This is a genomic window from Barnesiella sp. An55, assembly GCF_002161555.1.
GTDB lineage: Bacteria > Bacteroidota > Bacteroidia > Bacteroidales > Barnesiellaceae > Barnesiella > Barnesiella merdipullorum.
The window spans coordinates 21,492-41,007 of record NZ_NFHZ01000001.1 but is presented as its reverse complement, the minus strand read 5'-3'; the positions used below and the strand labels follow the sequence as shown (position 1 = coordinate 41,007).

The 19,516-nt window shown below is 51.1% G+C and carries 17 protein-coding genes; 12 read left to right on the top strand and 5 right to left on the bottom strand.

Annotation, left to right across the window (positions count from 1 at the left end):
- Positions 1–203: 203 nt before the first annotated feature.
- The 4 genes from dnaG (at position 204) to B5G10_RS00150 (ending at position 5,301) form a co-directional block, all read left to right on the top strand.
- Positions 204–2,459 (top strand): DNA primase, encoded by a 2,256-nt coding sequence (gene dnaG, locus B5G10_RS00165; protein ID WP_087422753.1) that lies wholly within the window; start codon positions 204–206, stop codon positions 2,457–2,459.
- Between the two features lie 118 nt (positions 2,460–2,577).
- Positions 2,578–3,507 (top strand): ATP-binding cassette domain-containing protein, encoded by a 930-nt coding sequence (locus tag B5G10_RS00160; protein WP_087422752.1) that lies wholly within the window; start codon positions 2,578–2,580, stop codon positions 3,505–3,507.
- A 16-nt stretch (positions 3,508–3,523) separates the two neighbouring features.
- Positions 3,524–4,879 carry an ABC transporter permease gene (locus B5G10_RS00155; RefSeq protein ID WP_087422751.1) on the top strand — a complete coding sequence of 452 codons (1,356 nt, stop codon included), beginning with the start codon at positions 3,524–3,526 and terminating at the stop codon, positions 4,877–4,879.
- 14 nt (positions 4,880–4,893) lie between these two features.
- Positions 4,894–5,301 carry a hypothetical protein gene (locus B5G10_RS00150; RefSeq protein WP_087422750.1) on the top strand — a complete coding sequence of 136 codons (408 nt, stop codon included), beginning with the start codon at positions 4,894–4,896 and terminating at the stop codon, positions 5,299–5,301.
- Positions 5,302–5,399: 98 nt separating this feature from the next.
- On the opposite strand, the gene B5G10_RS00145 is transcribed toward B5G10_RS00150, so the two are convergent.
- The 3 genes from B5G10_RS00145 to B5G10_RS00135 form a co-directional block, all read right to left on the bottom strand.
- Positions 5,400–6,182 carry an amidohydrolase gene (locus B5G10_RS00145; protein WP_087422939.1) on the bottom strand — a complete coding sequence of 261 codons (783 nt, stop codon included), beginning with the start codon at positions 6,180–6,182 and terminating at the stop codon, positions 5,400–5,402.
- A 63-nt stretch (positions 6,183–6,245) separates the two neighbouring features.
- Entirely contained in the window at positions 6,246–6,794 is a 549-nt protein-coding gene (locus B5G10_RS00140) for a lysophospholipid acyltransferase family protein (protein WP_087422938.1), read from the bottom strand.
- An 8-nt stretch (positions 6,795–6,802) separates the two neighbouring features.
- Complete coding sequence (locus B5G10_RS00135; RefSeq protein WP_087422749.1) at positions 6,803–7,084, bottom strand: hypothetical protein; 282 nt, start codon at positions 7,082–7,084, stop codon at positions 6,803–6,805.
- 377 nt (positions 7,085–7,461) lie between these two features.
- Here B5G10_RS00135 and B5G10_RS00130 point away from each other — a divergent pair, with 377 nt between their 5' ends.
- The 8 genes from B5G10_RS00130 (at position 7,462) to B5G10_RS00095 (ending at position 17,622) form a co-directional block, all read left to right on the top strand.
- Positions 7,462–9,138 (top strand): glycogen/starch synthase, encoded by a 1,677-nt coding sequence (locus tag B5G10_RS00130; protein WP_087422748.1) that lies wholly within the window; start codon positions 7,462–7,464, stop codon positions 9,136–9,138.
- Positions 9,139–9,177: 39 nt separating this feature from the next.
- Complete coding sequence (glgP, locus tag B5G10_RS00125; RefSeq protein WP_087422747.1) at positions 9,178–11,733, top strand: alpha-glucan family phosphorylase; 2,556 nt, start codon at positions 9,178–9,180, stop codon at positions 11,731–11,733.
- A gap of 269 nt (positions 11,734–12,002) precedes the next feature.
- A complete protein-coding gene (gene prfA, locus B5G10_RS00120) occupies positions 12,003–13,115 on the top strand; it encodes a peptide chain release factor 1 (protein ID WP_087422746.1) in 1,113 nt (370 codons plus the stop codon).
- Positions 13,116–13,126: 11 nt separating this feature from the next.
- Entirely contained in the window at positions 13,127–13,957 is an 831-nt protein-coding gene (gene pyrF / locus B5G10_RS00115) for an orotidine-5'-phosphate decarboxylase (protein ID WP_087422745.1), read from the top strand.
- Positions 13,958–14,052: 95 nt separating this feature from the next.
- Positions 14,053–15,315, top strand: coding sequence for a phosphoglycerate kinase (locus tag B5G10_RS00110; protein WP_087422744.1), 1,263 nt, complete (start codon positions 14,053–14,055; stop codon positions 15,313–15,315).
- A 251-nt stretch (positions 15,316–15,566) separates the two neighbouring features.
- A complete protein-coding gene (locus B5G10_RS00105) occupies positions 15,567–16,532 on the top strand; it encodes an alpha/beta hydrolase (protein WP_343285878.1) in 966 nt (321 codons plus the stop codon).
- 7 nt (positions 16,533–16,539) lie between these two features.
- A complete protein-coding gene (locus B5G10_RS00100) occupies positions 16,540–17,127 on the top strand; it encodes a DapH/DapD/GlmU-related protein (RefSeq protein WP_087422742.1) in 588 nt (195 codons plus the stop codon).
- Positions 17,128–17,277: 150 nt separating this feature from the next.
- Positions 17,278–17,622, top strand: a complete 345-nt coding sequence (locus tag B5G10_RS00095; RefSeq protein ID WP_241147688.1) for a cyclophilin-like fold protein — start codon at positions 17,278–17,280, stop codon at positions 17,620–17,622.
- A 90-nt stretch (positions 17,623–17,712) separates the two neighbouring features.
- Here the strand turns inward: B5G10_RS00095 and B5G10_RS00090 are convergent, their stop codons facing one another.
- The gene (locus tag B5G10_RS00090; protein ID WP_087422741.1) at positions 17,713–18,753 is read right to left on the bottom strand and encodes a DUF6340 family protein; all 1,041 of its coding nucleotides are present in this window, start codon (positions 18,751–18,753) and stop codon (positions 17,713–17,715) included.
- Between the two features lie 79 nt (positions 18,754–18,832).
- Positions 18,833–19,372, bottom strand: coding sequence for a hypothetical protein (locus B5G10_RS00085; protein WP_143241013.1), 540 nt, complete (start codon positions 19,370–19,372; stop codon positions 18,833–18,835).
- Between the last annotated feature and the right edge of the window lie 144 nt (positions 19,373–19,516).

Here is a 19,516-nt window from a genome sequence, read left to right as displayed (position 1 = left end):
GTATTTTTCGTGCTGAAGACAATAGATTTTACTCAAAAAGTTCTCATGTACAACATTATTTATTATTTAAATACACAGTTTTAGTAAAATAGATTCAAAAGCCAATAACTCTACCCTATATTTGCAACACCGAAAAAAGTAGATATGCAGCGAATCATTATCGCCAAGAAATCGCTATCTTCGTAGTTCGAAAAAGAGAAAGCATGATAGACCAGGCAACCATCGATAAAATTATGGCCGCGACCGACATCGTCGATGTCGTCTCCGACTTCGTCAGCCTGCGCCGACGGGGTGCCAACTATTGGGGGTTGTGCCCGTTTCACGACGATCGCTCACCCTCGTTCAGTGTATCGCCGTCGAAGGGGGTGTGCAAATGCTTCAGCTGCGGCAAGGGAGGCAGTGCCATTCACTTCATCATGGAACACGAGCAGCTCTCCTACTACGAAGCGCTGAAATACCTGGCCAAGAAATACAATATCGAAGTCCACGAAAAGGAGCTCACCGACGAGGAGCGACAAAAGCGGAGCGACCGTGAAAACATGTTTGTAATCAACACTTTCGCTCAAGAATTTTTCAGCAAATCGTTACTCGAGACCGACGAAGGCCGTACCGTGGGCCTGGCCTATTTCAAGGAACGGGGCTTCAACGAAGACATCATCCGTAAATTTGGATTGGGTTACTCTCCCGAGAAACGCGATGCTTTGGCCCAGGAGGCCCAAAAACGGGGCTACAAAATCGATTATCTGCTTAAAACGGGACTATGCCGCGAAAATCAAAACCACAACATCTACGACCTGTTTTCGGGGCGTGTCATGTTCCCGGTTTACAGCGTATCGGGCAAGGTCGTGGCCTTTGGCGGACGTATTCTCAAATCGGGAGTAAAAATAAGCAAATACTTCAATTCGCCCGAATCGGATATCTACCACAAGAGCGACGAGCTTTATGGCATCTATCAAGCCAAACGGGCTATCGAAAAGGAACGGTGCTGCTACCTGGTCGAGGGCTATACCGATGTACTGTCGATGCACCAGTCGGGTATCGAGAATGTGGTAGCCTCGTCGGGCACGGCACTCACTCACGGGCAAATACGACTCATCCACCGGTTTACCGACAACATCACGGTACTCTACGACGGCGATGCTCCTGGCATCAAGGCTTCGTTGCGGGGAATCGACCTCATCCTCCAGGAGGGGCTCAACATCAAAGTGGTGCTCCTGCCCGACGGCGAGGATCCCGACTCTTTCTCCAAGAGCCAAAGCGCCGAATCGTTCACCCGATACATCAAGGAACACGAAACCGACTTTATCCGGTTCAAGACCCAACTTCTGCTCGAGGATGCCGGCGAAGATCCTATCAAGCGGGCAGCCATTATCTCGAATATCGTCGAGAGTATTTCGCTCATCCCCGACGCCATTGTGCGCTCGGTCTATGTGCAGGAGTGCAGCCGGTTGTTGCAAATCGACGAACAGGTACTGCTGTCGGAGTTGAATAAACGCCGGCAACACCGGGCCGAACAACAGGCAACGCGCAGTCGATATAATACCACCACTGCGACTTCGACCCAGCAATCGACAACAGCCACACAACCTACCCAGGTTCCACCTGCGCATACGGCTACCGATTCGACCGAGACTCCCCCGCCCCACGCGCTCGACGACGTGCCGGCCCCGGTCGATACAGAGGCCACGTCCCATCCCGGCGGCGACTCCTTCTCTCAACAAATAGCACGCTACTCGCCTCTCGAGAAATACGAGCGGGAAATTATCCGCTACATCATGCGCTATGGCTACCGCAACCTTTTCGAGACGGCCGACGGTTCGTGGCAAAAAGTATGGGAATATATCGTCGAGGAACTTTCGATCGACAGCATCGAGTTGAGCAATCCCCTGTACCGGAAAATCATCGAGCTTACGGCTGCACAGCGTGAGCATGAAGCCCAGCAACTGTCGCAGTTAAGAAGCGAATGGCAAGCAAAGGCCCGGCAGCAAATCGATGAGGCTATCGAACAGATACGACTCGAAAGTGGCGACATAGCCGAGAAACAGAAAAAAGAGGCCAAAGCTCAGGAACAAATTACCCGTGCAATGGACGAAGAGCTGCAAACCTTCGAAACAAACTTCCTGGAACGATACTTCACGACCTACCCCGATAGCGAGATCAGCCTGCTGGCTGTCGATTTGGTGAGCGAGAAGTACCAACTCAGCAAGGTACACACCAAGTTCCAGAAAGTCGAAACCGAGACCGACCGCCTGTGGGAACTTATTCCCCGAGCCATTTACGAGCTGAAAAACGCCATACTCGAGCAGTCGATCAAGCAGATACAAGAGCAACTCAAAGAGGCTACGCAAGCCAAAGACGACCAGCGGGTCAACGAGCTCATCGAGCAAAACGTCGAGCTCAACCGGGTGAGAACCACCTTGGCCAAACAGATAGGCGATCGCATCATATCGCCCAGATAGAAATTATATTCAATATTTTTTTATCGAAAAACAATAAAATTTTATCATTTTACTTGTACAATCCAGAAAATATAGTTTTCTTTGTCTCATCAATCACATACCTATTGTTAAAAACACTATGTATTACCTCGAAGCCAATCACATTGTCAAACAATATGCTTCTCACCGGGCACTCGACGATGTCACCGTGCGGGTTCCGCGCAATGGAATTTACGGATTGCTGGGGCCCAACGGAGCCGGTAAAACGACTTTAATCCGTATCATCAATCAAATTACCGCCCCCGACGAAGGTGAAGTACTCATCGAAGGGCGTCCGCTGTGCCCCTCGGATGTCGAGCACATAGGCTACCTGCCCGAGGAGCGAGGCCTATATAAAAAGATGAAAGTGGGCGAACAGATTCTCTATCTGGCCCAACTCAAAGGGTTGTCGCGAAAAGCTGCCAAAGAGAGCATGGACTACTGGCTTGGGAAATTTGACATCAAAGGCTGGGAGAAAAAGAAAATCGAAGAGCTCTCCAAGGGCATGCAGCAGAAAATACAGTTTATCACCACGGTGATGCACAACCCGCAACTGCTCATCTTCGACGAACCCTTCAGCGGATTCGACCCCGTGAATGCCAACCTGCTCAAACGCGAGATTCTCGAGATGCGCGACAAGGGAGCAACCATTATCTTTTCGACCCACAACATGGCGTCGGTCGAGGAGTTGTGCGACGAGATTACCCTCATCAACCGCTCTCACGTCGTATTACAGGGCGAAGTCGCCGAGATTCGTCAACAGCACAAGAAACACCTCTTCCAGGTCGAAGTTCAACAAGGAGAATTGCAAAGCAACGATCTCTACGAGATAATCGGGGAACAGGCTCTTGCCCGGGGACACGCCTATACCCTGCGCAAACGCGACACAACCATGAGCAACAACGAACTCATCGGCCTGATTACCCAACAATGCCAAATCGCCGGGTTTGAAGAGATACTTCCCACCATGAACGAAATCTTTATCGAAACCGTGGGCGAATCGGCCCTCGAAGAAAAACAAAACGTTTAGCTAAACACACTGAATCATGAGTAAAATACCGCTTATCATAGAACGCGAATACCTCACCCGGGTTCAAAAGAAATCGTTCATCCTCATGACGATTCTCTCTCCCATCATCATGGTAGCTCTTGTCTTTGCCCCCATCTGGCTCTCCAAGCTCTCGGGCGACGAAACTCGGCTTATTGCCGTGATTGACCAAACGGGTCTCTACAAAGATATCTATCACGACACCGACGAATACCACTTTACCTACACCCAAGGAACCTTTACCCCCGAGCAGATGCGGGCCGAGGGCAATAAAGACGACGAAAGTATGCCCTATGCCTACGTCATCATCAAGGGCAACCTGCTCAACAATCCCCGAGCCATGACCATCTACTCGCAAAAGCAGATTACCTCCAATTGCGAGTTGGCCATCACTTCGCAAATGGAAGATTACCTCAAGGACGAGAAGTTACTCTCCTACAACATTCCCGATATCAAACGCATGATCGAGGAGTCGAACATCAACCTCCAGGTCGATACTATTCGACTCGAGGAGGACGGAGCCGAAACCCAAACTTCGACCGAGATGGTCATGATTATCGGTATGGTCATGACACTGGTTATCTACATGTTCCTCATGCTCTATGGTGGACAGGTCATGTCGAGTGTCATGCAAGAGAAGACCAACCGCATCGTCGAGGTGATGGTTTCGTCGGTCAAACCATTTGAGCTGATGATTGGCAAAATTACCAGTATCGGGTTGGTGGGCCTCACCCAGTTGGGTATCTGGATTATCTTCCTGGTGGGCATATTCCTCTCGGCCGGAGCCTACTTCTCGATTAGCGGAGGTGTCGATCCCTCGCAAATGAACGACATGGCTGCCATGACCGGCGGTGTAGGCAGTATCGACACGGCCCAGTTAACCAGTGAAATGGGAGCCATGCAAGAGATTCAACAAATGTTGGGCAGCATCGACATCACCCAATTGCTCGTCTGCTTCGTGCTCTTCTTCATCGGCGGATACATCCTCTACGCCTCGCTCTTTGCTGCCATCGGGTCGGCCGTCGATAACGAGTCGGACACGCAACAATTCATGGTGCCCATCACCTTCATCATCATCTTTGCCCTCTATGCCGGCATTTTCAGTGCCGAAAATCCCGACGGACCTCTGGCCATGTGGTGTTCGATGATACCCTTCACCTCGCCCATTGTCATGATGGTGCGCATCCCCTTTGGGGTATCGATGTGGGAACTCATTCTCTCGATGGTTATTCTCTACGGTTCGGCCATTGGGTTGGCCTGGGTTGCCGGACGAATCTATCGCGTAGGCATACTCATGTATGGCAAGAAACCCAGTTACAAGGAGATGATCAAGTGGATACGTTATAAAGCCTAAAAAGGAAATGCCCTATGAAAACGGTTCGCAATCTCATCGTTCTGTTCTGCGGAGTACTGCTGCTCTCTTGTGCCGGCAGCAAATATGTAGTCGAAAAGAATCCCAACCGACACAACCCCGTCGATGAAATCGCCTGGTTGAAAGAACGGAAAAAGGCACTATCACAAGCCGAGTGCCGCATTACCCTCTATGAGAAAGAGGGGGCTCTCTACTATGTAATCTATATGCCTACACCGGGAGCTTTCGACAAGAACACCACCACGGTCTATGACAGCGAGGGCAAGATGTGCCTCAAATACGGCGGCCTCATGCCACCGGCCCGTCGGGAAGCGGTCAGACAGTTTTTCGAAGGAGCCATCGACAAAGGGGTCATTTGGGAGTGCAAGCTACGCGAAACGGATGCTCCTGAAACCCGTCCATAAACACGACTTTTACAGATTACACACAATAACAAGCGTGGCAGTGGCCCGAGAGGGTCGCTGCCACTTTCCTTTTAAACCTTCTAAATCTTAAACAAGAATCACCGCAACAGAAAATCGTCGGCATCTTTCCATACGGGAAACTTCTCTCTGAAGCGGCGCACCTTCGACAGGTCGAGCTCCACCTCGACCACCTGCTCGGTAAAAGGTTCGGCCTCGGCCAGAATTTCGCCCTTTACCCCCACAGCCATCGTGTCTCCCCGATAGACCATCGAGGTGGCATCGTGCCCCGTGCGATTCACACCGCACACATAGGCTGCATTTTCAATAGCCCGGGCCACCAGCAGGCTGCTCCAGGCATAGGCTCGCGACTGGGGCCAGTTGGCCACGACCAGCAGCAAGTCATATTCGTTGTTCACATTGCGGCACCAAACCGGGAAACGCAAGTCGTAGCAAACCTGCAAGGCAATATTCCACCCGCGATAGTTCACCACGAGACGCCGGTCGCCAGCTGCAAAATGACGCCCCTCCTCCCCCATGCGGAAGAGATGACGCTTGTCGTAGTAATGAACCTCGCCATCGGGCATGACCATAAAACCCCGGTTGTAGCACACCTCGCCCTCCCGGGCCATGAAACTACCGGCCAAGGCCAGGTTATAGCGACGAGCCCAGCCCATCAGGGCTTCGACCGTAGGGCCCGATACCGGTTCGGACAACTCTTCGGCCCGCATCGAAAACCCCGTAGTAAACATCTCGGGGAGTACCGCCAGGTCGCAACGACCCGAAAGCCCCTCCAACACCGCAGCGCAGTGCAACAGATTCTGCTCTTTATCTTCCCACACAATATCGGTCTGCACCAGGGCGACCCTCAGGATTTCATTCATACACTCGATTATATAAAAGAGGTCGGGCAAACCAAACCGTCTGCCCGACCTCAAAACGAATACTTACAATCCGGTTACAAAATTCTCGGGCTTGAGTGCGTGGAAATCTTTGTAATACAACTTGATTTCCCGCATATCGGCCTCGACATCGCCCGTAGGGATAAATGTACGTTCAATACCTACCCGCTTCTCCTTATAGTCGATATAGGCCAGCACGATAGGCACATGGGATCCTTGTGCGATATAATAGAAGCCCTTCTTCCAGTCGGCATTGGGTTTACGAGTAGCCTCGGGAGTAATGGCGATGGAGAAGCGCTCGCGCGAGTCGAATATCGACACCAGTTGCGACACCATATCGGTGTGCCGGTCGCGCGACACAGCCACCCCGCCCATCGAACGCAACAGAGCGCCCAGCGGCGGGAAAAACCACTCTTTCTTCATCATGAACCCGGCGAAACGGCCTATCGACAAATAGGCCAACTTACCGATGAAGAAATCCCAGTTGCTCGTGTGGGGCGCCACGCAAATGACACACTTGGGATAGTCGGGCTGCGTAACCACGACCTGCCACCCCAATATCTTCAGCACAAGGCGGCTTATGGCCCGTTTCATGGCAGCCATCAACCGTTAAGGGCAGCCAATTCTTCAAAGACGCCGTCGATTGCCTTGTCGAAATCGGCACGCAGTTTTTTGTAATATATCTTTACCTTCTTGGCATCCTTGTCGCCATTGGCGCTCACCCGGCACAGGAAATCGTCCTGAATCCCGGCGATTTTACCCATCAGCTCGTCAACCTTACCGGCATCGATCCCGGGCACATAATATTTATTGAACAGACACTCGGCCAGCAATTCGCCAGCGATGTAGTTAATCTCTTTTTTCAGTGATCTTTTGTTAGCCATAGCTCATCTATTTTTAGTTTACACTGTGCCAAAGATAACAAAAGGATAGCGCAGAGACAAACGAAAAAGAAGTTTTCTCAACCTTCTTTAATCAAATTTTCTTCTTCCAAGAACAAGAGAGCCTCCACTCCAATCACTTAACGGCACCAGGCCCGTGTATCCGAAGAATTTAATACACCTTTTCTGATTACAAGAAAAACAGAATGAAAAGATAGCCTTGAGCAAAGGGAGCAAAAAGCTGCTTTTATCTATAAAGTTCATTTACTCGGCCGACCAAGAATTTGCAAAAAAATTATTTTATCGCTGTGTTACAAAATATTTTCTCTAAATTTGCACTCTCCATTTCCCAAGGAACAACAGGAAATGATTTTAAAGTAATGGAAAAACGACTCACACCAGATTATATTTTTGAAGTTAGCTGGGAAGTTTGCAACAAGGTAGGCGGTATCTACACGGTACTTTCGACCAAGGCAAAGACTTTACAGAAACAATATAAAGATAAAATCATCTTTATCGGTCCCGACATTTGGGGCGATAAACCCTCACCCTATTTTACTCGCTCGAAAACGCTTTTGAAAGAGTGGCAACGCGAAGCCTGTCTGCCTCAAAACATGAAGGTTAAGGTGGGCCGCTGGAATGTGCCGGGTCGCCCTATCGTGATTCTGGTAGATTTCAAACCGCTCTATGCCTACAAAAACGACCTTTACGGTGAGATGTGGAACCGCTATGGCGTGAACTCACTGCCGGCCTATGGCGACTACGACGAATCGTGTGCCTTTGCTTATGCCTCCGCACTGGTCATCGAGAGTTTCTACAAATTTATCCATGGCGAGAAGTACAACGTGGTGGCCCACTTCGACGAGTGGATGACCGGTATGGGACTGCTGCATATCAAATACACACTGCCGCAGGTGGCTACGCTCTTCACGACTCACGCTACCTCGATAGGGCGGTCGATTGCCGGCAACGGCAAACCTCTGTATGACTACCTGGCCGGATACAATGGCGACCAGATGGCCGAACAACTGAACATCGTATCGAAACACTCGTTGGAAAAAACGGCAGCTATCGAGGCCGACTGCTTCACGACAGTGAGCGAAATCACCGCCAAAGAGTGCACACAATTGCTCGACCGCAAACCCGATATTGTGACCCCCAACGGTTTTGAACGCAACTTCGTCCCGGCAGAAGATATTTATAACGAGCGTCGTAAGACAGCCCGCCAGCAGCTCTTCGATATTACCGAAGCCCTCACGGGCGAACGTCCCAACAAGAATGCATTCCTCATTGCCACCTCGGGACGATATGAATACAAAAACAAAGGTATCGATCTCTTTGTCGATGCCATCAAACGAGTAGCACAAAGTTCCGACCTGGGCCGCGAAGTTGTCGCTTTCGTTTTGGTGCCCGCATGGGTTGACGTGCCCCGTGCCGATTTGCAAGACCGGCTGAAGCGACAGAATCACGAGACGACTCCCCTGCCCGAGCCCTTTATCACCCACACGCTCCACAACTACGATCAGGACAGTGTGGTGAACCAAATACATTACCTGCACCTCGACAACCCCACCGGGAATGAGTTGAAGATTGTCTTCATACCCTCCTATCTGACAGGCGACGACGGCATTGTAAATCTATCGTACTACGACCTGCTCATCGGCCTCGACGCCACAGCGTTCCCCTCGTACTACGAACCGTGGGGCTACACCCCGCTCGAGAGTATTGCGTTTGGGGTACCCACCATCACGACCGACCTTTCGGGATTCGGTCAATGGATCAACAGCCGCAAGGAACAAGGGCTGAGGAAATCGGGCGTAAAGGTGCTGCACCGCAGCGACTTCAACTTTGTAGAGGTTTCGGAAGAACTGGCCGATGCCGTTCTCGCCCTGAGCCACTGCAGCAAGGCACAACGCGAGAAGATAGCACAGGCAGCCACGGCCGTTTCGCTCGAAGCCGAATGGAAAAACTTCATCGAATACTACTCGCAGGCTTTTCACCTGGCATTGGAAAAAGCATCACAACGCAAGCCCGTAGAAAAAGACTCGGAATACTAACATCAGAATAAGACTTAATAATAAATTCAATATTCTATTATGAAAGTACAAGTAAGCAACACAAACACTCCTAACTGGCGTGATATTACTGTTAAATCGCAAGTTCCGGCAGAGTTGAACTGCCTGGCAGTCTTAGCAAAAAATCTATGGTGGTCATGGAACAGTGAGGCCAAAAACTTGTTTAAAACGATAGATAAAGATTTATGGAAAGCGGTTCACGAGAACCCCGTTCTATTCCTGCAACGCATCGGGTATGAAAGACTCGAAGAGATAACCAAGGATAAACAAATCATGCACGACATCAAGGAAGTGTATGAGCATTTCGAAAAATACCTTCATGTAGAGAAACGCAAGGATATTCCCTCGATCTCCTACTTCAGCATGGAGTATGGTTTGACCCATGTGCTGAAAATCTACTCGGGCGGTCTCGGTATTCTTGCCGGCGACTACTTGAAAGAGGCCAGCGACAGCAACGTAGATATGACAGGCGTAGGTTTCCTCTACCGATATGGATACTTCACCCAAACCCTCTCAATCGACGGTCAGCAAATTGCCAACTACGAAGCTCAAAACTTCAATCAGTTGCCTATCGAGCAGATGACCGAGAAAGACGGCCGTCCCATGGTACTCGAGGTTCCCTATCCCGGCCGCATCGTCTATGCCCACATCTGGCGGGTAAACGTGGGCCGCATCAGCCTGTATCTGCTCGATACCGACCTCGACTCCAACAGCGAGTGGGACCGTTCCATCACCTATCAGCTCTACGGTGGTGACTGGGAAAACCGCATGAAACAAGAGTACCTGCTGGGTATTGGCGGTATCTTGATGTTGAACAAACTGGGTATTAAAACCGACCTCTACCACTGCAACGAAGGTCACGCCGCCCTGCTGAACGTGCAACGTCTGGTGGACTATGTACAGAACGAGCACCTCAAATTCAGCGAAGCCCTCGAGGTAGTACGTGCCTCGTCGCTCTACACGGTGCACACTCCCGTACCGGCCGGTCACGACTATTTCGACGAGTCGCTCTTCGGCAAGTATATGGGTGAGTTCCCCGCCAAACTGGGTATCGAATGGAAAGACCTCATGAACATGGGTCGTGAAAACCCCGATACCAACGAGAAATTCTCGATGAGTGTATTTGCCTGCAACACCTGCCAGGAGGTAAACGGTGTGAGCTGGCTGCACGGCAAGGTTTCGCAAAAGATGTTCCAACCCATCTGGAAAGGATACAGCCCCGACGAACTGCACGTGGGCTATGTGACCAATGGCGTACACATGCCTACCTGGGCCGCATCGGAGTGGAAAGAGTTCTATGTAAAGACCTTCGGGCCCGAATTCATGGGCCATCAATCCGATCCCAAGATGTGGGAGAAGATTTACGACGTCGATGACGAGATTATCTGGAACATCCGTCAAACGTTGAAGAACAAATTCGTGAAGTTCGTGAAAGACGACTTCCGCGAAACCTGGCTGAAAAACCAGGGCGACCCCTCGCGCATCGTTTCGGTTCTCGAGAAAATCAACCCCAACGCCCTGCTCATCGGTTTTGCCCGTCGTTTTGCCACCTACAAGCGCGCACACCTGCTCTTCACCGACCTCGACCGTCTCTCGAAGATTGTCAACAACCCCAACTACCCGGTACAGTTCATCTTCTCGGGTAAGGCCCACCCTGCCGACGGCGCCGGTCAAGGTCTGATCAAACGGATTGTCGAAATTTCGCGCATGCCCGAGTTCCTCGGCAAGATTATCTTCCTCGAGAACTACGACATGAAGGTAGCCAAACGACTCATCTCGGGTGTAGATATCTGGCTGAACACTCCTACCCGTCCGCTCGAAGCATCGGGTACATCGGGCGAAAAGGCCGAGATGAACGGTGTGCTCAACTTCTCGGTACTCGACGGCTGGTGGTACGAAGGCTACCGCGAAGGTGCCGGCTGGGCGCTCACCGACAAACGCACCTTCCAGGATCAAAGCCAACAAGACAAACTCGATGCCGCTACCATCTACTCGATGCTCGAGAACCAAATCGTACCCCTCTACTTCGCCAAGAACAGCAAGGGCTACTCTCCCGAGTGGATACAATACATCAAGAACTCGATTGCCAAGATTGCACCCAACTTCACCATGGAGCGCATGTTGCACGACTACATCGACCGCTTCTACATGAAAGAGGGCAAACGCACCAAACTACTCAAGGCCGACCACTTTGCCAAAGCCAAAGAGATTGCCGCCTGGAAAGAGGAGTTCGTATCGAAATGGAACGACATCGAAATCTACTCGGTATCGATTCCCGACGGGTTGCTCTACAACCCCCATGTAGGCGAAGAGTATGAAATGACTGTCGTACTCGACAACAAGGGTCTGGGCAACTGCCTGGGTGTAGAGCTTGTTATCGCCAGTGTCGAAGATGGCAACACCGAGCCGTACAAGACTCTCGAAATGAAACCGGTTCAAACCGACGGAACCAAGGTAACCTACAAACTGCGTTACCTGCTCAACGACTCGGGCGTATTCCGCTACTCGTTCCGTATGTTCCCCCAGAACCCCGACCTGCCCCATCGTCAAGATTTGGCCTACGTTCGCTGGTTCTAATTCGGGTAACCATAAAAAATCATCAATCGCCAGACTCCCTCTATGGGAATCTGGCGATTTTGTTGTTAAAACACGTTAAGTTTCCTACCCCCACAAACAATCTTTCCTCACAGACGTTTTATCCCCAAACTACTACTCTGTATATCAGATGGCCCGGTGCAGACATGGTGAAAAACCACTCGTTCTGCACCGAGTCATCTTTTCAACCCTACTGTTAAAATAAATCGAGCGAATTTCGTATCTTTGCCCCAAAAGCAAATATTGTCCTAATGAGCGAACACAATTCACTATTGGAAAAATTGGAAGGATTGCTTATCCGATTTGAAGAAATAGGAACATTGATTACCGACCCTGCCGTCATCGGCGACATGAAACGGTTTGTAAAACTCACCAAAGAATACAGGGAACTTGAAAAAATATCCGAAGCGGCCAAACGCTACAAACAACTGCTGAACGGCATTGACGAATCGCGCCAGCTACTCGAAACCGAGAGCGACCCCGAGATGCGCGAGATGGCCAAAGAAGAACTCGAATCGTGCACGGCCCAGCTGCCACAACTCGAAGAAGAGATAAAGCTGCTGCTTGTACCGGCCGACCCCGAAGACAGCAAGAATGCCATTGTCGAGATACGAGGCGGAACGGGCGGCGACGAGGCTGCCATCTTTGCCGGCGACCTCTTCCGCATGTACACCAAGTATTGCGAGACCAAGGGATGGAAAACCGAGGTGAGCAGTTACAGCGAGGGTGCCTCGGGCGGATACAAAGAGATTATCTTCACCGTGACAGGCGACAACGTGTATGGCACCCTCAAATATGAATCGGGTGTACACCGCGTGCAACGGGTACCCGCCACTGAGACCCAGGGGCGTGTACACACCTCAGCCGCCACAGTAGCCGTGCTGCCCGAGGCCGAAGAGTTTGATGTAGAGATCAACGAGGGTGAAATCAAATGGGATACCTTCCGCTCGAGTGGTGCCGGCGGCCAGAACGTGAACAAGGTAGAATCGGGCGTGCGGCTGCGGTACAACTGGAAAAATCCCATTACCGGCGTGACCGAGGAGATACTCATCGAGTGTACCGAAACCCGCGACCAACCCAAAAACAAAGAGCGAGCCCTCTCGAGGTTACGCTCGTTTATCTACGACAAAGAGCACCAGAAGTATATCGACGATATTGCCAGCCGACGCAAGACCATGGTATCGACCGGCGACCGATCGGCCAAAATTCGCACCTACAACTACCCGCAGGGGCGCATCACCGACCACCGCATCAACTATACCATCTACAACCTGGCAGCCTTTATGGACGGCGATATACAAGACTGCATAGACCACCTCATCGTGGCCGAAAATGCCGAGCGAATGAAAGAGAGTGAACTATAATCCCCTATATCATGAACAAGAAACAGCTATTCGAAAATATCAAGCGGAAAAAATCCTTCCTCTGCGTGGGACTGGATACCGACATTCAAAAGATTCCCGAGCATCTGAAATCGGACGAAGACCCTATCTTTGCCTTCAACAAAGCCATTATCGATGCCACGGCCGACCTGTGCGTAGCCTACAAACCCAATCTGGCTTTCTACGAAAGTCTGGGCGTGATGGGTTGGACAGCCTTCGAAAAGACCGTGAGCTATCTGCGCGAGAACTATCCCGACCAGTTCATTATCGCCGATGCCAAGCGAGGCGACATAGGCAATACCTCGGAGCTCTATGCCCGCAGCTTCTTCTGCCACCTCGATCTCGACGCCGTGACCGTGGCCCCCTATATGGGTGAAGACAGCGTGAAACCCTTCCTCGGATATCCCGACAAATGGGTCATCCTGCTGGGGCTCACCTCCAACAAAGGGTCGCACGACTTCCAGCTGACAACCGATGCCAACGGCGAACGCCTGTTTGAGAAGGTAATGCGTGTGGCACAGACCTGGGCTACCGACGAGCAACTGATGTTTGTCGTAGGAGCCACGCAAGGCAAGCTGTTTGAAGACGTTCGCCGCATTGCCCCCCACAATTTTCTGCTCGTGCCGGGCGTAGGTGCCCAAGGCGGCAGCCTCGAAGAGGTAGCCACCTATGGAATGAACAGCGAGTGTGGTCTGCTTGTTAACTCTTCGCGCAAAATCATCTATGCCGCAACCGACGAATCGTTTGCCGCATCCGCCCGCGAAGAGGCCCTCAAGGTGCAATACGAGATGGAACATCTGTTGCACAGCAAGGGATTACTCTGATTTTTAGAGAAAATAGCATTTAATAGTAAAAAGATAATCGATTTTTACCTAAATTTGCCAAACAGAAACGAGTTACATACTAAATATTAAACGATATGCAAACAATTGACAATTACAATTTTGCCGGTAAAAAGGCATTTGTACGCGTAGATTTTAATGTTCCCCTCGACGAGAACTTTAATATCACCGACGACACTCGTATGGTAAAGGCTTTGCCTACGTTGAAAAAGATCCTGGCCGATGGCGGCAGCCTCATTATCGGTTCGCACCTGGGCCGTCCCAAAAAAGGTCCCGAAGATAAATTCTCGTTGCGTCACATCGTAGCTCACCTGAGCGAACTGCTGGGCACCGAAGTAAAATTTGTCGATGACTGTGTAGGCGACAAGGTAAAAGCCGCTGCCGCTGCTCTGAAACCGGGCGAAGTGCTGTTGCTTGAGAACCTCCGCTTCCACGCCGAGGAAGAGGGCAAACCCAGAGGCTTGGCCGAAGATGCCAGCGACGAAGAGAAAGCTGCTGCCAAGAAGGCTATCAAAGCCAGCCAGAAAGAGTTTACCAAAGAACTCGCCAGCCTGGCCGACGTATATGTAAACGACGCCTTCGGTACGGCTCACCGTGCTCACGCTTCTACGGCTCTGATGGCCGAATACTTTACCCCCGAGAACAAAATGTTTGGTTACCTCATGGGTAAAGAGGTTGCTGCCGTAAACAAAGTAATGAAAGAGATGGTACGTCCCTTCACCGCCATCATGGGTGGCTCGAAGGTTTCGTCGAAGATCGATATCATCGAAAACCTCTTGACCAAAGTCGATAACCTCATCATCGCCGGCGGTATGACCTATACGTTCACCAAAGCTCTGGGTGGCAAAATCGGTAACTCCATCTGTGAAGACGACAAACTCGACCTGGCTCTCGAACTGATCGAAAAAGCCAAAGCCAACCACGTAAACCTCGTGCTGGCTGTCGATGCCAAAATCGCCGATGACTTCTCGAACGATGCTCACACCGACTTCTGCGACGTGGACAAAATTCCCGACGGTTGGGAGGGTATGGACATCGGTCCCAAATCGGAAGCTCTCTTTGCCGATGTAATCAAGAAATCGAAAACCATCCTCTGGAATGGCCCGACGGGTGTATTCGAGTTCGACAACTTCACTGCCGGTTCTCGTGCCGTTGCCGAGGCTATCGTAGAGGCTACCAAGAACGGTGCCTTCTCGCTCGTAGGTGGTGGCGACTCGGTAGCTTGTGTCAACAAGTTCGGTCTGGCCGATCAGGTTTCCTACGTTTCGACAGGCGGTGGTGCTCTGCTCGAGGCTATCGAAGGAAAAGTATTGCCCGGTATCGCCGCTATCCAAGGCTAATACCCCGCATAAATCATAAGGGAAACGCCCGGAGATGATTCTCCGGGCGTTTTCTTTTACGTCCCCTTATCGTCACCATTTAAGAGACCAACCCGGGATTTGGGTATGAAATTCTGTAATTTATATACAACTCACTTCCCCAACTCCCACTATGTTTGTAGTCGATAAATCGGCCACGAAAGCGGGCCTATACCAGAATAGTCATGAATACGAAAAATTTTATCTTCACCCTGTTTTTAATTTGTATGACAATGAATACGATTCAAGCACAAGAAAACGACAAGACGTTTGCCCCAAGCGATCGGGTCACCGTCGAGCGCGTGTATTTCAAAAACCGGTTCGGCATCACCTTGGCTGCCGATATGTATATCCCTAAAAATGCCGAAGGCAAATTGCCGGCCATCGCTATCTCGGGCCCCTTCGGTGCCGTAAAAGAACAGGCTTCGGGGCTTTATGCCCAAACACTGGCCGAACGCGGATTCCTTACCATCGCCTTTGACCCCTCTTACACGGGCGAGAGCAGCGGCGAGCCTCGCTATGTGGCATCGCCCGACATCAACACCGAGGACTTTTGCGCCGCTGTCGATTTCCTGTCGATACGCGACAATGTAGATCCCGAGCGCATTGGTATCCTGGGCATCTGCGGTTGGGGCGGCATGGCACTCAACGCAGCAGCTATCGACACCCGCATCAAGGCCACGGTCACCTCGACCATGTACGACATGAGCCGGGTCAATGCCAACGGCTATTTCGACTCGATGGACGCCGACCAACGCTATGCATTGCGCCAGAAACTCAACGCCCAGCGCACCATCGATGCCTGCAACGGCTCCTATGCTCTGGCCGGTGGTGTCGTCGATCCACTACCCGACGACGCGCCCCAGTTCGTCAAGGATTACTATGCCTACTACAAGACACCACGCGGCTATCACAAACGCTCGCTCAACTCCAATGGCGGCTGGAATGTCACTTCGGCCCTCTCGTTCATCAATACTCCGCTGTTGACCTACAGCAACGAGATACGAAGCGCCGTGCTCATGATTCACGGCGAAAAGGCTCACTCGTTATACTTCAGCCAAGACGCCTTCAAGAAACTCACCGGCGACAACAAGGAACTGATGATTATTCCCGGAGCTTCTCATGTCGATCTCTACGACCGCACCGATATCATCCCCTTCGACAAGATCGAAGCATTCTTCCGTAAATACTTAAAATAAAAACACGATGACTCTCGAAGAATTTCTCAAACATACGGCCGCCCGTAAACCGCTCTGCGGTCCCGAAATCGGTGAATTCATGAACAGGATGAGTGACGAGGCCCGACGCATCACCTGCCAGTTGAACGGCTCGTACCATACCCCCGACGAAATACGCGAACTGCTCGCTCAACTCACCGGCCAGCCCATACCGGCTACGGTACGGCTCTTCCCGCCCATCTATGCCGACTTTGGAAAGAATATCCACCTGGGCGAAGATGTATTCATTAACGACTGCTGTCACTTCCAGGACCACGGAGGCATTACCCTCGGCGACGGTTGCCAAATAGGTCATGGGGTCGTATTTGCCACCCTCAACCATGGGCTCGCTCCTCAAGACCGCAAGACGACCTACCCCGCCCCCATCGTACTGGGCCGAAACGTGTGGGTGGGTGCCAATGCCACCATTTTGCAAGGTGTCACCATAGGCGACAATGCGGTAGTGGCTGCCGGAGCCGTAGTAACCAAAGATGTTGCCGCAAACACGGTTGTGGGTGGGGTACCGGCCCGACTGATTCATGTTATCGAAACCGACGACGAAACCCAATCGAAATAAATATGAAACGGCGCCTCCTGATCATCATCCTACTCGTTGCCACGTCCTTCAGTCCCATACTCACCGCTTGTGACCGTAACGATGGCCCAGTGGCTATCCTCCCCGGACAACGAAGACAATGATAACGATAACCCCGAAAACATTGATCTTATGACTCTGAAATTAACCATAGGCAATGCCTCTTTTACCGCTACTCTCGAAGACAACTCTACGGCACAAGCCTTTGCAGCCATGCTGCCCATGCGTTTAGCCATGAGCGAACTGAATGGTAACGAAAAGTATGTCTATCTCGACCAAAGTCTGCCTACCCAAGCCATATCGCCGGGTACCATACAAGAGGGAGACCTCATGCTATACGGCTCGTCGTGCGTTGTCTTGTTCTACAAGAGCTTTTCTACTTCCTACCGCTACACCCGCATAGGTCGCGTGGACAACCCCTCGGGGCTGGCTGCCGCGGTAGGTTCGGGCAATGTGACCATAACATTCGAACGCTGAAAGGCGAATCGTTTCCATAAAGAAATCGGCAGAGAATAGACATGTATGTTATTCTCTGCCGATTTTCTTATTGCATCAAGTCAAGCCTCATTACATCTGAAGCTGAAGTGTCGAATTGTCGTTCTTCCGCACCCGCAATTGATGCAGGTACTCCTCGAGCATGGCCACATCGACCGATTCGTTTCCTTTCGATTTCTCCTGGAAAAGCGTTATTGCCTTATCGGCCCACCCAATAGCCTCGTCGTAGCGGTCGAACAACTCGTTATATACTGCCAGATTGGCTGCGGCCATGGCCCGATTGGTCTTGTTTTTCATCTCTTCATATACATACTCCCACAAGTACGAAGCCTCGGTGAACTTCTGCTGTTGCCAATAATCATAGGCATCGCTCATGGCCGGTTCGGTCGAGGTGTAGATATAACGCTCTACACTATCTTCGTGAGGAATAAACAGGTCGCGCACCCGACGAGAGATATGAGTCATGACCTCCTGAATAAACTCTGAGGTCTGGGGCAACCTGCCATGGGTATCACCGGGCGTATAGCCAAAAGCCTGCCATGAAACCGTATCGTTCACAATTTGAGTAGTAGGTTCTACCTTATCGGGCCAATAAACCCGCAAAACCAACGTCGTAGCCACAGACAGGTTGGTCACAAGAGCTGTCCCACCCCAATCGTCTTGCAGAATCTGATCTTCCATATTCACGGCCATATCGGTGCGATCGAGCGAAACGACAGCCGTGTGATCGGCCCCCCCCCGTATTGCAGCCAACTGAGTATCGTTCAACAACGGATAGAGCCCCTTGGGCAGAGTGATTGAATCGTCATAAAAAATGGTAATCTCGGGGAAATAGTGTGCGTCGGCCAAGTCGAGGGCTATACATTCGGCCAACCGGTAGGTTGTGCTGTCATGCGGAACAACCAGTGTATATTCCTTACCCGATACGTCCTTATACCTATTCCCTTCCTTCTCGCTGGGTTCTGCCGAATTACTTACAACAGTTACCCGCTGAATGGTAGGCGGGAAGGTCACTTTGGCCGGCCGCCACACATCAAACGAAAGTACCGATACCGACCGGCACCCTGTCAGCGACAAGGCTGCCACTACGATATAAAACAAAAACTTTCTCATATAAAAACCTCCTTTTCCCACAGGATTCTCTCTACAAATGTAATCATATCCACAAGTTCTCGAGAGTGACAGAGTCCATTTAAGCTATTTTAAATGATTGGCGCACCCTACGCAACAAAGCTCTCATGCCTGGTGAGCGGTCCACGTCGTTCAACTCGACCAGTTGCCACATCATCGCCTCGGCCCACTCGACTTGCGACGCCAAATCGTTCAGTATCGAGAGGGTCCATACCAGTGTCGATAGCTTTACTCCCGGTTCAACGCTCCAGTCGCAAACGACCTCGGCCAGATGCTCGGCCGACTCCCTGTCGGGATTATATTCGCCTCGCGCCAACAAGTGTTGCAACAAGCGGGCATATATACGACGCACCCCGGGATGAACCACTTGTGCGAAGTCGGTCACAAACCGGCTCTTGTACTTCAAAAACAGGGGCCTCTCCCATTCATAAACAAGAGCTACACAACGCGATGCCCGAAAGGCTTCGGGGGTATTGCCCAACGCCAAAGCCATCAATTCGTCGAGAGTCGGGTCGTATTGCAGCCGCTCGGCTACACACTCTTCCAACTTCTCTTTTTTCAGTGGCCTTGCCACTATGTCACGCCAATAGCTCTGTGCCATAAAAGTCCTGCTTTTGAGGAGTAAATATAGCGATTCCTTCCTTTTCTCCCAATAACGCTAACAAAAATTAGAATATCGGTCTCAGCCTCTCACAAAAACTGGCATGTACGCGCACAAAAAAGACCGGGGCCGTTGAAAAACAGG